Raw genomic sequence first — 14,957 nt, 5'->3', positions numbered from 1 at the left:
AAGTCCCGATTTAATCGGGACTTTTTTATTTATATACCACAGGAATAATTTCACCTTTTGCTAAGCAATATTTTTCTACTAAATCAGAAGGAATAGTACTTGTATAATCAACTTCTTCTACACGGAAACCAATGGTTCTTAATTTGTCAAAATAATCTCTTCCATATACTCGAACGTGGTCGTATTGTCCAAATATTTTTGCACGCTCTTTTTGATCCGTAATCGAATCATCTGAAAAAGTAACGTCTCTTTTTAAATCTTGAGGAATTTGAAAAATTCCCATTCCACCAGGTTTCATTACTCTGTATAATTCTTGCATTGCTTTTGTGTCATCTGGAATGTGTTCTAAAACGTGATTACACAAAATAATGTCGTAAGCGTTGTCCTGAAAAGGCAAATTACAAATATCAGCTTTTACATCAGCCAATGGCGAAAGTAAATCGGTTGTAGTATATTCTAAATTAGCTTGTTTTTTAAAACGCTTGTAAAACTCCTGCTCTGGCGCAAAATGCAATACTTTTAATTTTTCAGTAGAAGTAAAAAAGTTAGTTTCATTTTGAAGATACAGCCATAACAAACGATGTCTCTCTAAAGATAAAGTGCTTGGTGATAATACATTATTACGTTGTGTTCCGTAACCGTAAGGCAAAAACATACGAAAACTTTTTCCATCAATTGGATCTGTAAATTTATTTCCTTTCAAAAGAAAAGCAATAATTGGTCGTGCCACAATACTCAATCTAATTAAGATAGGACGCGGAATGGTATTCAGTATAAATTTAAATATTTTTTTCATAGTATTTTGTTACACAGAGTTTCGCAGAGAAATCGCAGAGATTCGCGAAATTTTGTTTTTTATGTGTTTATAAATCGTTTTATATTATTCTTTAAAATTTTAGAATGAAAATTAATTAAAAGCCCTAATGGAAATTCACCTAATTTTAAATAAGTCAAAACTTGAGCTGTATGAACATCTGTAAAAGATTCGACTGTCTTTAATTCAATTACAATTTTATTATTTATTAGTAAGTCAATTCTATAGCCGTGATCTAATTCAATATCTTTATAAATAATTGGTAAAGAAACTTCTTTTCTTACAAAAAGCCCAGCTTTTTCAAGCTCAAATATTAAACATTTTTTATAAGCTGATTCTAACAAGCCTGGTCCAAGAATTTTGTGAACCTCTATTGCACAACCTATTATTTTATAAGATAAGTCATTTATATCTTCACTTAACTCAGTCATATTTATTTCTTTGTGTATCTCTGTGGAACTTTGTGTATCTCTGTGGAATTATAAAACCAAAGGTTTCTCTCTCAATCCATCTTCTTCATTACTTACTATCCCAAGTGCTTCATATATGTATGCGAAAGTGGAAAGTAATTCTGGTTTTCCGTTTACTATCGCTACGTCGTGCTCAAAATGAGCGGAAGGTTTATTATCAGCTGTAGTTATTGTCCAGCCATCTTTATGTTGAACGATGTTTTTTGTGCCTAAATTTATCATTGGTTCAATAGCAATTACCATACCGTTGACTAATTTTTTTCCTCTACCACGTTTGCCATAATTAGCTACTTCTGGATCTTCGTGCATTTTTCTTCCTAAACCGTGTCCGCACAATTCTCGAACAACTCCATAACCGTGACTTTCACAATAGGTTTGAATGGCATATCCAATATCTTCCACTCGATTACCTACTTTTGTTTCTCTAATCCCAATGTATAAAGATTCTTTAGTGACTTGTAATAGTTTTTTGGTTTCTTCAGCCACTTCACCTACCTCAAAAGTATAGGCGTGGTCTCCGTAAAAACCATTTTTAAAACTTCCACAATCTACAGAAATAATATCACCATCTTGTAACGGAATATTATTTGGAATACCGTGCACTACTTGTGTGTTTGGACTCATACATAGCGAATTTGGGAAACCGTACATACCTAAAAATGCTGGTTCTGCACCGTGGTCGCGAATAAATTGTTCGGCTAATTTATCTAAATATAGTGTGGTAACTCCGGGTTTAATTTCTTTCGCAATCATACCTAATGTTTTGGAAACAATTAGGGCACTTTCACGCATTAATTCTATTTCTTCTGCAGTTTTTATTATAATCATCTTCTTGATATTGAGACTGCAAAAGTAAAAAATTAATCCGGATTTGCTATTGTTTTAAACAAATCGGCATTGGAAACATAAAATCTATTTTCGATTGAAATTTTCGATAATTGTGCCAGTACTAAATTGTTTTCTCGTGTATTAATTAAAAACAAAGAACTTTCACCCATATTAAATAATCGTTCTTCGGAATTTAATAAAGTTGAATTGTCTTTTACCAAGTCTGTAATTAGATCTTCTTGTTTTTTTAGCGATTGAATTTCAGCTTTTTGCGATTCAATTTTGTTCATTAATTGTTCTTTTTCAAAACGTAATCCAAATTTTTCCGATTCAATTTTTTGCTTGGTCAATTTTAAGCTTCCGCGTTCTTTTCTAAGAAATAGAGGTATAGCAAAATTTACTCCAAATTTATAATCTTGGAATCGGAATTCTTGAAATTGATTTGGATTTGACAAATAATTATAGCCGACATCTATTGTTGGTAGTAATTGGTTGGCTTTTAATTTTCTATCCACTTCAAGCATATTAATTTTATAGTTAATCGCATTTATTTTTGGATGATTTTCTGTTTGAAAATTTATTAAGTTCAATTCGTTTGTATTCAAATACTCCTGAATATTTTTAAATAAATTTATTTCTGGATACATAGTTTCTTCTAATTCAATTGGCACAGCATTGTTTGTCCATAAAAAATTAGATAATTCTAAACGCGCTTTCGTTAGTTTTAGTAGTGCATCTTCTTTGTTTAATCGTCTATTTTTTACGATAATATTTGCTTCTACACTGTCAATTGCAGCTTTATCGCCTTGTTCAATTAAGGTTTTAATTCCGGTTAATCGTATTTCAGCATTTTTTAAGTAGGTATCGTATAATGTAAATTCTTCATAATTTTTTTTCCAATTAAAATAGGAAATAGCTGCTTGGTGCAAAACCTGAATGGCTTGTAATTTTCTTTCAGCGACACTTAAATTAATATTAATTTTTGCTTTTCGTAAATCGGCCATTCGCTGATTTATTAAAAAACCTTGTAGTAGTGGAATTGAAATTCCAGCATAATTTAAGCCATCTGTTGGTGTGTTGTTTTGCGGATTTAAAAAAGAACCTTCGTTGCTTTCAAAACCGCCTTTAAATTCTATTCCGTACCAAGTTGGAATTTTAAATCCACCATTAAAAACGGAAAAATATTTTTTATCACCAAATTCTTTATTGTTAAAATCGGCTTCTAATTTTGGGTCAAATGCACCACGAGCCATTAATAAATTGGCTTGCGCTTGCGAAATTTCTAAATCGGCAATTTTAACAAGTGGGTGAAATTTTTTCACCATTCCTAAGTATTCGTTAAAGGACATTTCACTTGTTACTTGAGCACTAACAAAATTAACAGCGAAAAAGAATAATAAATAAAAGGTCTTCATTTTTGTGTTATTTTTCAGAAACATCTTTACTTTTTTCTTTAATTGTTTTGTAATAGTTTGGTGGAAACCCATTAAGAGTACGCCATACTTCGAACCAAATTGGCACTTCATTTAATAATGCCATAGTTTGTGCTCCAGAACCTATGCTTAATTGTTTTGGCCATTTGTGTTTGTCTTCTTCATCTGGTGCAATTAATATTCGGTATTTTCCATTTTCAGAAATAAAATTTTCAATAGCAACGATTTTTCCTCCAAAAGTTCCGTAAGATAAATTTGGCCATCCTGAAAATACAATTGTTGGCCATCCATCAAACCAAACTCGTACTTTTTCACCTTTTTGAATTAAAGGAAAATCATTTGGTGAAACATACGTTTCTACTGCAATATCATATTTTGCTGGCATTATACTGACAATCGGCGTTCCTTCTTTGATATTTTCGCCTAATCCAGATTTTAATGCTCGGTTTACGTAACCATTTTGTGGTGCGGTTATGTAATACATTCCGTTTCTTATTTTGTAATTTTGATATTGGTTTTCCAATTTGTTTACTTGCGCTTTTGTATCGTATTTATTACTTTGTGCTGTATATTGATCACTTTGTGCTTTTGAGAATTTCTCAGAATACTCGGCATTAATTCGACTAATTTCTACTCGTGCATTTATCAATTCGTTTTCGCTACTTAATAGTTTGTTTTCTTGTGTGATGATTTTTGCCTCTATCTCTTGAAGTTTTAATCGTTTTTCTTCAACATCGGTTAATGGTTTTAACCCTTCTCTATTTAATTGAACGGCACGTTTAAATTGTGTATTGGCAATTTTTATCTGTGTTTTTATAGCCTCTAAATCCATACTATCGCTTTTTATTTTAAGAATAGCTTGTTTTATTTTGTTTTTGGCTTGCTTTGATTTTAAGTTTCTTTCATTATTTATTGCGCCCATTTGTGAGTCTAAAGCACCGACTTTTCCTTCGTAAGCACTAACAGCATCAACTTTAGCGTCTCTTTGATTTTTTGTATTTTCTACCAAATTTGGATCTAAATAATCCTCTTTGATTTCCGATATAAATAATATAGTATCGCCTTTTTCAACATAATCACCTTCGTTAACATACCATTTTTCTATTCTTCCCGAAATTAAAGATTGAATGGTTTGTGGACGTTGATTTGGTTTTAAGGTTGTCACCGCACCAGAACCGGATATGTTTTGTGTCCAGGGTAAGAAAATAAAAATAACACTTACTACTGAAAAAATTATTAGTATTTTGTTCAGTATTTTATAATGCTTTGGATTATTAAGCTGTTGTACGGCACTATGCTTTTCGAGATTAGAAGCTGGAATGCTGTTTTTATTTGAAATATTTAGCATAATTATATTTTTTTGATATCGTTACTAATTTTACCTTCACTTAACGTGATAACTCGGCTACATTTTTCTTTAAAATGAGCATTTTTAGAAACGGCTATTATAGTCCATTTTTGATCTTTATGTAATAAGAATTCAATAATTTTTTTAGCAGTATCCGAATCGGTTTTGTCTAATGCATTTTCGAAAAATAAAATCCTTGGTTCATTAATAATACTTCTTGCAATTAATATTTTTTGCATGTTCGACGACGAAAGTTGTTTGCCATCTGAAGTTATTGGTGTTTGTAAACCTAAAGGCAATGTTTTGATAAATGAGGTTAAATCTACACCATCTAAAGCCCATTTTAATTTACTGTTTTCTATTTTTTGGTTAAATGTAATGTTGTCTAAAATTGTACCTTCAAATAGCGATTCGCCATATAAAATGCTACCAAAATGTTTGCGATAATCGTTTATATTTACTTTGTTGTAAGTATCGTCATTGATAATAAAATGACCTTTTGTTGGTTGTAATAAGCCACTCAATAATCGGATTAAAGTTGTTTTCCCCGAACCGTTTTCTCCTTCAATTATAATTCTTTCACCTTGATTAATTTCCAGGTTAATATCGTGTAAAACATTTTCATTTTCAAACTCAAATTTAAAATCAACATTTTCTAAAGTAATAGATAAATTAGAAAAACAAGAATTATTTTCAACTGCTGTTTCACCATTTTGTTCTAATTCTAAATCGGTAATTTGTCCAATTTTTTCTACAGAAGTAAGCACATCGTAAAACGTTTCTAGTCCTAAAATTATTTTTTCAACCGAATTAATTACCAATAAAATAATAATTTCAGCAGCCACAAACTGTCCAATATTCATTTGCTGATTGATTACTAAAAAGCCACCAATAATAAGTAAACTCGAAGTAATTAATGCTTTAAATATTAATAATTGCGAAAACTGTCTTTTTATAACACTAAAATGTTTTTCTCTGTAACTTAAATATTTAGTTACCAAACTATTGTTTTTTTCTAAAGCAAAATCAAGATGATTTGGATTTTTAAAACTAAAATTATTTTTTGCTAATTCTAATAACCAATTGGCTACTTTGTATTTCGATTTTGATTCTTTTAAACTAGTTTCTAAACCAGGTTGGTATGAAAATTTAAATATTAAATACAATAATATAGTCAGAAAAATTCCAAATAAAATAAAAAATGGATGGTATAAGGAAAGTAAAATGATTCCAAAAAATATTTGTAAAAATGCGGAAGAAAAATCAATTAAAAGTTTTGAAGTTCCTTTTTGTATAGAAATAGTATCAAAAAATCGATTTGCCAATTCAGACGTTTGCGAATTATGAATTTCATTAAATTTTAACTTCGGAATTCTGTATGCAAATTCAAACGAAGAGCGTATGAAGATTTTTTGTTGTAAATTTTCTGAAATACGTAGTTGCATTAACGATAAAATTCCTGCAAAAATTACCCCAATTACCACCAAAACAACTAAAACAATCCAAGACACACTAATTCTTCCTGCTTGAATGAAATTAATTATAGCCTGAATACCAAGTGGTAAGGATAAACTTATCAACCCTGAAAAAATGGCGTATGAAAATATTTGTACAATATCTTTTTTGTCTAATCTTAAAAGATTAAAGTATCTTTTTAATGGTGTTAAATTTTTCATCTTAAAAGGTTTTCTATTAAATGTATATAAAATCCAGAAGGGTTTACGTTTTCATTACAATTTGTAATTGTTTTTAAATGATTTTTTAGAAAATGCTGATGCAATGACCCTTCAATTATCGAGGAAACCAAGCTTTTTGCAAAAGGGTATTCAGGATTTACATCCAAAATCATTTTTTCAATTCTATAATTAATTTGTTTGTAAATTAAGAAAATGCCTTCTTTGTTTTCTTCGTCAACGTTCTTACTATATAACGTTTTTGTAAATTCTTCAATTATAATTTTGTTTAAAACAGCTTCGTTAATGTGCTCTGTTTTGCTATCATCTTCTATAGACTCTGTAACAATTAGTATGGCTTTTTTAAGTTTTTCAAATTTATCATTGATATTATTTGTTGAAAAAACCAAGCGATATTCTATCCAAGCCCAATACCAAGAAGATAAATACACCAATAATTTATGTTTGTTTTCAAAATATCGGTAAATAGAACTTTCGTTCGAACCAATTTTTTCGCCCAATTTTTTAAATGTAAATTCTTCAAATCCAATTTCATCGATAAGTAAAATACTATTTTTAATAATTTTTTTTCCTAAATCAGAAGTTTCAGGATCTTTTACGTATGTTTTCGGATTGACTTGTATTTTTATATTTGCTAATAAATCTTGCATAATTTAGTCTAAATTTGTTTCTTTTTCCCCCTTGAAATCAAACGAATAAAGCAGCACTATGTTTAAAAAGTCTCTACCTGTTTCATCATTAATTTTATAATCAAATTGATAAATATAACCTGTTTGAACGGCTAAATTTTTATTTATGTCAAATCCTCCACCTAAAAATAATCTATTTCTTTCAAAAAAAGGTTCGTTATTTGTAAAAAATAGTTCATTCCATCCAAGTAGAAAATATTCTTTTTCTTTACTTTTTAATATTGGCACCTTTGCGCTTAACCTATATCTAAATCTGTTTCTATACCCCAAATTAGTAAATCGTTGTTCAGCTCTATATCTATGCTCAACACTCATAAAGTTAAATGGATTTTTAAATACTAGCTGAATCCAAGTTCTTATTTCTTTTTGTTTTATTGGTGTGGCAAAATCGCCATTTTCACTATATGTATTATAATTTCCAAATCCAGAATTTACATAAAAATTTGGTTTTATTTTATAGGTAATTCCTGTTTTTACTTCATAATAATGAAAATTATCATAGAATTTTAAACTTCGCAACTGACTTTCAGCAAACACTTGCCATTTATCGTTAATTTTTAAGTTAATATTGGTTGTACTCCAAGTCCCTAACTCGTTTTGTGAATAACAAAATGTGTGATAAAAGATAAATAAAAGTAAGCTATATCTCATATTTATAATTTAATTTTAAATCCAAAATTTAAATTTAATATATCTGACTGGTTAATTTGCAACGGATTTTTTTCTATATCTAAATACTGTAAATGATCTAAACCTTTAATTTGATTTGGTAAAAAATTAAAATTATTGTTATCAATATAAAGTTTTTCTAAATTTTTTATTTTATTAAAATTAGTTGGTAAATGATCTAGTTTATCATTTGATAAATGAAGTGATTTTAAATTAGGTAGTGAGGATAGCACACCCATATTTTTTTCTAAATTAAAATAAAGTTCGTCATTTAAATAAAGTTCTTCTAAATTTAATAAGTTTTTATATTCTTTTGGTATAATTTCAAAATCATTTCCACTCAAGTCTAAAAACTTCAATTTTTTTAATCCACCAATTTCAATTGGTAGTTCTTTCAAGTGATCATTTTTTAATATTAAATATTCTAAATTAGTAAATTTTGAAAAGAAATTTTTTTCAAATTGTATAGTTTGATTACTTAAATTCAATATTTTAATATTTTCTGGATTTTTTATGGCTTCTTCTAAATTTGTTGGTTCAGAATATATTTTTAAACTATCCAATTTTTGTCCGAAACTATTTATGCTAATCATAGACATAAATATAATGCTAAATATAATTTTCATAGTTTTTTTAATTAGTTTTAATAGTATAGCAAATATACACTCAATATTGATAGTAATACTATTAATTTTGAGATTTTAACTAAAATTTATGAATTTTACACAAAAAAACCATCGTTAAGATGGTTAATTATTGAAGTTCAAAAAAGATTACTCTTTCTTTAATTCGAGTTTTTCGGCAAAGTAATCACAAAAATCGGTCATTGCACCTGCCATTTTTTCATCGCCCGTAGCGCGTTGAAACGTATCCGTCATAGCTACTAAAGTTTGATGAAAAAATATTTTCATTTCATCTACTGGCATATCTTTTGTCCACAAATCAATACGAAGGGTTTCTTTTGCTTTCGCATCCCAAATGGATAATAAAACCGTTTTGGCTTCTTCGTTATTTACGCCACCATCTTGGGCTGTCCAAGTTAATTTTTCGGGTACATTATTTTCGTCTAATGCTATGTTTACTTTAATTTCTGATGTTTTGCTCATTTTTATTGGTAAAAGGTTTAAGGTAAAAAATAATAGAACTCTAATTACTGTTTTTTCGGTTTGTATTTCGATTTGTTAAAAATAACGGTTGGTTCAGTTTTTAATAGTTGGTCTAAGGTTACATCATTGTTTTCCATATAACTTTTTACAATTTGCCAACCCAACCATTGTCCAATTCTGCCTGGCGATTCTCTATCAATTTCCAAATAGAATTTAGTAAAAGGTCCGTCTTCGATAAAGCGTTGGTAATTTTTTATATTGTTATCGTACAGCAATTTTTCGTCAACTAAATAACTCCACATTTGAAATTCGTTTTCCATACAGAATTTTTCTTGTATTGCTGTATATCCAATTTTTTGATAATTAGGCGTTTCAGGAAGTAAAAGATCTTTTAAATAATGCAATTTTCCATAGTAAATCATTTCACTAATTAATGTTTTGTCTTGTGAAGGCATTATTTTTCTGAAAGCAAAATTAGTTACTAAATCTGGTAGTATTTGGTGTGGCTCTAAGTTGGCTTTTTGATATTCCGCAAAAGGTTCATAAAATTTATGATTTTTTCCTAAATACGTATCTAACGAAATTAAAATTAAATCATTCGTGTAAAACGCTTTTTTATCAATTAAGACTTCATTAACTAAAGTAATAACTCTTGGCGTTTTTTCTTCAGGAAAATAATATTTAATGCGTGAAACTAACATTTCTAAATCGTCTTCAATTTTTGAATTATCTGAAAATTGTTTCGAAACCTCTACATTTAATTCTTTAAAAATAGGATCGTTTAATTTGGCATACCAAATTGAATCTGGAAATTGCGTTGGAAATAAAAACGGATATTCATTTTTTAATTCAGGTAATGTTTTTGGAGTAGCTGCGGCATATAATTTATCGAATCGTTCGATATTTAAATCTACTGATTTTTTAATGTCTACTTTTTCAATGGCGTCATTTTTTTTACACTGAATGAAGCAAAAAAATGAAATTAGCAAGAATATTAATTTTTTCATCGTATGAAATTTACTATTTTTATCAAAAATTATTCAACTGCAAATATATAATTATATACCTATATTATTTACTAAAATTATGTCAAATAACACAACGTTGCATTTAGAAGGAATTCAAACCCATATTGTCAATTGGTTAAAAACCTATGCTACAAATTCGGGTGTAAAAGGTTTTGTAATTGGAATTTCTGGAGGAATAGATAGCGCCTTAACCTCAACATTATGCGCACAAACGGGTTTTCCTGTTTTGTGTGTGGAAATGCCAATTCATCAAGCAGAAAGTCACGTAAATAGAGCCAACGAACATATTGATCAATTAAAATCGCGTTTTCCGAATGTTTCTAACGAAAGAGTGGATTTAACTCCGAGTTTTGAAACGTTTAAAAATAGCGTGCCAACTTGTGAAAATGAAGCTGCGTTGTCATTAACTTTAGCCAATACCAGAGCGCGTTTACGAATGACAACTTTGTATTATTTGGCAGGAATTCACGGTTTTTTAGTGGCAGGAACCGGAAATAAAGTGGAAGATTTTGGTGTAGGATTTTACACAAAATATGGTGATGGAGGTGTAGATATAAGTCCGATTGCTGATTTAATGAAAAGCGAAGTCCGACAATTAGCTAAATTTGTGGGTGTGCCTGAAAGTATTATTGTAGCTAAACCAACCGATGGTCTTTTTGGTGATGACAGAAGTGATGAAGATCAATTAGGCGCTTCGTATGACGAGTTAGAGTGGGCGATGGAAGCAATGGAAAAAGGCGAAAATGCCACTAATTTTATTGGAAGACAAGCGGAAGTTTTTAAAATTTACCAACGATTAAATACTATAAATCAGCATAAAATGCAACCCATTCCGGTTTGTGAAATTCCCAAATCATTAAGAAGTTAAAATATAAATTTTAAAATCGAGCTAAAACCCGACCTAAATTTTTTGCGATTACTGAAGTTAACGATAAGTAATCTTTAATAGTTGAGAGAATTTCTGAGTTATCAATGGTAACATCAGAAGTTATGTTGTTTTTGTTTTCTTCAATAATATTGTTTAGCAAATACCATCGATAAGACAAAATGGTTTCGTTAACACTTTGTGCTAAATTTACATTTTTGTCTTCTACTACAATTTTTCTACTTTCCCATTTGTGTAAAATATCTCGTTCTTCAAGCATTAAAATAGACGTGATTTTATTGGCTATTTCTGGCGAAGTTTGCGAAATATATTTGTCAATTTCAAATTCGATATTTTGATTGTAATAATTGATTATGTCTGAGTAAATGGTTTTAAACATTGGATTCGACAATTCAATTTCATCTTCTTGAAGTGCTAAATATATTTTTTCATATACTTTATAAGAATTGGTTTCTTTTACTTCTACAATGTTTCCTGCTTCATCTTTTGATAAAAATGTTTCTGTAAAATCATCTGTTTTAGAACCATTAATTAATAATATTTCAATAATTTTTTGTTCTAATTCGTATAAAATATTAATTTTTTCTGGTTGTAACTGTTCATTGTTTTTATGAACTTCAAATGCTTTTTTCTCTTCGGTATATTTTTTATTGGCTTCAGAAATATCTTTTTTAAGCATCTGGGCTAACGTATTATACAATACGTCTTCCGAAATATCCATAATCCGCGAACATTCTTTAATATAGACTTCGCGTTTAATTTGGTCTGAAATTTTAGAAATACTTTGTACCATATCTCTAATTAATTCTGCTTTTTTTATAGGGTCGTTATTGGCTTCTTTAACTAATAAATCGGCTTTAAATTGAATAAAATCTTTTGAATTTTCGTCTAAATATTGTTTTAAAACCTCATACGAATTGTTTTTGGCAAAACTATCTGGATCTTCTCCGTCAGGAAAGCTGCAAACTTTTACGTTCATTCCAGCTTCCAGAATTAAATCAATTCCACGGATAGAAGCGCGTAAACCTGCGGCATCACCATCAAAAAGAACGGTAATATTATTGGTTAATCGGTTTACCAAACGAATTTGATCCGGTGTTAATGCCGTTCCAGAAGAAGCAACAACATTTTCAATCCCACTTTGATTGAACTGAATTACATCGGTATACCCTTCAACCAAATAGCAATTATCTTGTTTGGCAATAGCTTGCTTGGCTTGAAAAATTCCGTATAAAACTTTACTTTTATGATAAATTTCGCTTTCTGGCGAGTTTAAATATTTCGCTGCTTTTTTATCGTTAGTTAAAATTCTACCGCCAAAACCTAAAACACGGCCACTCATACTTTGAATAGGAAACATTACACGGCCTTTAAATCGGTCAAATGTTTTTCCGTCTTCTTGTTTTACGATGGTTAGTCCGGTTTTTTCTAAATACTCTAATTTGTATGCTTTTCCTAAGGCTTCTTTGGTAAACGCATCCCAAACATCAGGAGAATATCCCAATTGAAATTTCTCGATAGTCTCTTTTGAAAATCCACGTTCTTTAAAATAAGACAAACCAATTGCTTGGCCTTCATCGGTATTAAGCATCGTTTTATGGAAATAATCTCGAGCAAATTCCGAGACCAAATACATACTTTCTTTTTCGTTCGCTTGTTCTATATCTTCATTAGAAACAATGGTTTCTTCTACTTCAATTCCGTATTTGTTTGCCAAATATTTTATGGCTTCAGGATACGTAAAATGTTCGTGTTCCATTAAAAAAGTAACCGAATTTCCGCCTTTTCCAGAACTAAAATCTTTCCAAATTTGCTTCACTGGCGACACCATAAACGATGGCGATTTTTCGTTCACAAACGGCGAAAGTCCTTTCATATTACTTCCGGAACGTTTGAGTTGTACGAAATCGCCAATGACTTCCTCTACACGAGCTTGGTCAAATACTTTTTCTATGGTTTCTTTTGATATCAATGTAACAAATTTGTTTTAGCTTGTAAAAATACAATAATTAAAAACATAAAAAAAACCTACAAGAAATTTCCTTGTAGGTTTTGAAAAAAGCATTTTTATAACTCAAATTTTATGCTGTTTTTAATTCCAATCAAAACGAATACCTAATGAAATATTGTTTTGATCTACTGGATTGTTTTTAAAAATTGGGTTTAAATCGTATTTTAAATATAATGAAGTGGCTCTGTAGCCAATGTAAGTACTTACACCGTAAGTAAAGTCGTTAACATTGAAATCGCCTTTTTGTTTTTCTTTAAATTTATACCCATTTTGCTCGTATTCTATAAATTGTTTTGAGTTGGTATTTACTCCTACAAAACCACCTATTCCAAAACGTGCTCCAGTATGCGATTTGAATACTTTTTTGTCATCCACCATTTTAGTTTTTGAAAAATCAAATTCTAAATGCATTGGCACTACAAAATATACATTTTTAAAATACGTTCTTTTGGCTTTTGTTTCCACGCCAGCATCTACCAAAACGGTTTGATTGTTGATATCTGCAAAAATTCTATTATCTGTGGCGTGTAGTTGGTTGTACATAAATCCAGCACCGTATTTTAAATGCAATAAATTACTGTTGTTTGATAAACGCGTATTCCAAGTTACTCCCCATTCCCAAAATCCAGAACGACCATAACCAAATTGAGAATTGGCAACCATATTATTGGTTACTAAGTTGTTGTATCCTGTTGCGAAAACGACTTGACTTGTAGTTCTTCTTGAAAGTCTTTCTTCTTTTTCCTTTTTAGATTTATAGAATTTTAGGGCAGGAACATTATATTCTACATAATCATTATCGTTATAATATTTAATTACTTCTTTACCATCTATAGTGTCGGTTTTGTGTCTGATGATAGTATTTTCATCATTTAATTTGTTTTGAATGATTGTGTCAATTTGAGTCCTATAATTATTGAGATTTGTTTCAATAAATTTTGCTGTTTTTTCTGCTTCTTTTAATTTAAGCGTTTCAAATTCTTGTAAACTGATTTTATTATTTTTATGAAGTGTTTCTAACGAATCAATTTTTTGTTTTAATTCTAATTTTTTGTGATACGAAAGAAATTCAATTTGGTATCCTACTTTTTCAATTTGAACACTAAAAGATTCTGGTTTTTTTTTCTGAGCGCAAACGGTATTTACCAATGTTAGTACTGCGATACTGATGTACAAAATAATTTTTTGCATAATTTAGGGGTTTTAAAAGTTAGTTTTTATTTTAAATTTATTTCCTTCGAGTCCTCAGACAACTTTAGTTGGGGATTTATTTGGCTGAGGTTCTCGAAGCCTAATCGTAATTTCTGTTTACAAATGCTGATTTCGCTTGTTTTAATTTTGTGATGGTTTTTTCTTTAAAGGTTTGATCCAATTCTGATTCTACAGTTTGTAATAACTCCTTTGGATTTACTCGTAATGTAGACTTAAATGAACTAATATTACTTGGTTTCTTTTGTCCTTGTACTTCTGCCAAAAGCGATTCAGGTGTAGTGTAATTAAAAGTAGTTTCTTTAATTTCTTGTTTGATTCCCTCTTTTTTAATTTCATTTGCAGTAATGACTTCCTCTTGTTTTAAAAGTGTCGTTTCAAAGACTTCTAATTTAGAATTTTCTTTTTGAGTTGGAAGTATAGTAGTACTTTTTTTCGTTTCTGAAGCAGTACTTATTGTCGCGTTATTAGCCAATTCATTTTCAGATGAAACACTACTTTCTTCCGTATTTTGTTTGTGCGTTTCTGTTTCAGAATTTGTTTTAGATGTAACAATTTCTTCAGTTGAAGGCATCAATTTAGTTTTCTCGTTTTGTTGAAAGAAAACATATCCTACACCAGTAAATAAAATAAATGTAGCTGCAATACTTAACCAAAAAAAGATTTTAGGTTGTTTTTTTTCTTCTGCAAGAGTCAACATCGCGTCTAATTTGTTCCAAGCCGTTTCGGATGGTTCAATTGTACGAAAATTGAATTTTTCTTGTATGTTTTT

General features: G+C 29.6%; 15 protein-coding genes. 1 reads left to right on the top strand and 14 read right to left on the bottom strand.

Going from position 1 to position 14,957, the window contains the following annotated elements; all coding sequences use genetic code 11:
- Window positions 1-25: 25 nt before the first annotated feature.
- The 11 genes from ABWO04_RS02680 to gldB all read right to left on the bottom strand — a co-directional run bounded on the left by ABWO04_RS02680 (window position 26) and on the right by gldB (window position 10,058).
- Window positions 26-796 carry a class I SAM-dependent methyltransferase gene (locus ABWO04_RS02680; RefSeq protein ID WP_353077076.1) on the bottom strand — a complete coding sequence of 257 codons (771 nt, stop codon included), beginning with the start codon at window positions 794-796 and terminating at the stop codon, window positions 26-28.
- Window positions 797-855: 59 nt separating this feature from the next.
- Window positions 856-1,245, bottom strand: a complete 390-nt coding sequence (locus ABWO04_RS02675; RefSeq protein ID WP_353077075.1) for a GxxExxY protein — start codon at window positions 1,243-1,245, stop codon at window positions 856-858.
- A gap of 48 nt (window positions 1,246-1,293) precedes the next feature.
- Complete coding sequence (gene map / locus ABWO04_RS02670; protein WP_353077073.1) at window positions 1,294-2,112, bottom strand: type I methionyl aminopeptidase; 819 nt, start codon at window positions 2,110-2,112, stop codon at window positions 1,294-1,296.
- Window positions 2,113-2,144: 32 nt separating this feature from the next.
- Window positions 2,145-3,527: a TolC family protein gene (locus ABWO04_RS02665; RefSeq protein ID WP_353077071.1), complete on the bottom strand. Its 1,383-nt coding sequence runs from the start codon at window positions 3,525-3,527 to the stop codon at window positions 2,145-2,147.
- Between the two features lie 7 nt (window positions 3,528-3,534).
- The gene (locus ABWO04_RS02660; RefSeq protein ID WP_353077069.1) at window positions 3,535-4,893 is read right to left on the bottom strand and encodes an HlyD family secretion protein; all 1,359 of its coding nucleotides are present in this window, start codon (window positions 4,891-4,893) and stop codon (window positions 3,535-3,537) included.
- 2 nt (window positions 4,894-4,895) lie between these two features.
- The gene (locus ABWO04_RS02655) at window positions 4,896-6,569 is read right to left on the bottom strand and encodes a peptidase domain-containing ABC transporter (protein WP_353077067.1); all 1,674 of its coding nucleotides are present in this window, start codon (window positions 6,567-6,569) and stop codon (window positions 4,896-4,898) included.
- Complete coding sequence (locus tag ABWO04_RS02650; protein WP_353077065.1) at window positions 6,566-7,237, bottom strand: TetR/AcrR family transcriptional regulator; 672 nt, start codon at window positions 7,235-7,237, stop codon at window positions 6,566-6,568. The genes ABWO04_RS02655 and ABWO04_RS02650 overlap by 4 nt, the downstream gene beginning before the upstream one ends.
- A 3-nt stretch (window positions 7,238-7,240) precedes the next feature.
- Window positions 7,241-7,927, bottom strand: a complete 687-nt coding sequence (locus ABWO04_RS02645) for a DUF2490 domain-containing protein (RefSeq protein WP_353077063.1) — start codon at window positions 7,925-7,927, stop codon at window positions 7,241-7,243.
- Window positions 7,928-7,929: 2 nt separating this feature from the next.
- Window positions 7,930-8,571 (bottom strand): leucine-rich repeat domain-containing protein, encoded by a 642-nt coding sequence (locus tag ABWO04_RS02640; RefSeq protein ID WP_353077061.1) that lies wholly within the window; start codon window positions 8,569-8,571, stop codon window positions 7,930-7,932.
- Window positions 8,572-8,718: 147 nt separating this feature from the next.
- The gene (gene gldC / locus ABWO04_RS02635; protein WP_291241231.1) at window positions 8,719-9,051 is read right to left on the bottom strand and encodes a gliding motility protein GldC; all 333 of its coding nucleotides are present in this window, start codon (window positions 9,049-9,051) and stop codon (window positions 8,719-8,721) included.
- A 44-nt stretch (window positions 9,052-9,095) separates the two neighbouring features.
- A complete protein-coding gene (gldB, locus tag ABWO04_RS02630; protein WP_353077059.1) occupies window positions 9,096-10,058 on the bottom strand; it encodes a gliding motility lipoprotein GldB in 963 nt (320 codons plus the stop codon).
- 79 nt (window positions 10,059-10,137) lie between these two features.
- Between gldB and nadE the strand changes: the two genes are divergently transcribed.
- Window positions 10,138-10,947, top strand: coding sequence for an NAD(+) synthase (gene nadE / locus ABWO04_RS02625; protein WP_353077057.1), 810 nt, complete (start codon window positions 10,138-10,140; stop codon window positions 10,945-10,947).
- A 10-nt stretch (window positions 10,948-10,957) separates the two neighbouring features.
- Here nadE and dnaG read toward each other — a convergent pair whose 3' ends face one another.
- The 3 genes from dnaG to ABWO04_RS02610 form a co-directional block, all read right to left on the bottom strand.
- Window positions 10,958-12,937, bottom strand: a complete 1,980-nt coding sequence (dnaG, locus tag ABWO04_RS02620) for a DNA primase (protein WP_353077056.1) — start codon at window positions 12,935-12,937, stop codon at window positions 10,958-10,960.
- Between the two features lie 120 nt (window positions 12,938-13,057).
- Window positions 13,058-14,167: a hypothetical protein gene (locus ABWO04_RS02615; protein WP_353077055.1), complete on the bottom strand. Its 1,110-nt coding sequence runs from the start codon at window positions 14,165-14,167 to the stop codon at window positions 13,058-13,060.
- Between the two features lie 100 nt (window positions 14,168-14,267).
- Window positions 14,268-14,957 (bottom strand): hypothetical protein (locus ABWO04_RS02610; RefSeq protein WP_353077053.1); only part of this gene is annotated, 690 nt, incomplete at its 5' end.

The organism is Flavobacterium sp. (assembly GCF_040382755.1).
Taxonomy (GTDB): Bacteria; Bacteroidota; Bacteroidia; order Flavobacteriales; family Flavobacteriaceae; genus Flavobacterium.
The sequence above is the reverse complement of the archived record's forward strand: the minus strand, read 5'-3'. Positions and strand labels throughout refer to the sequence as shown.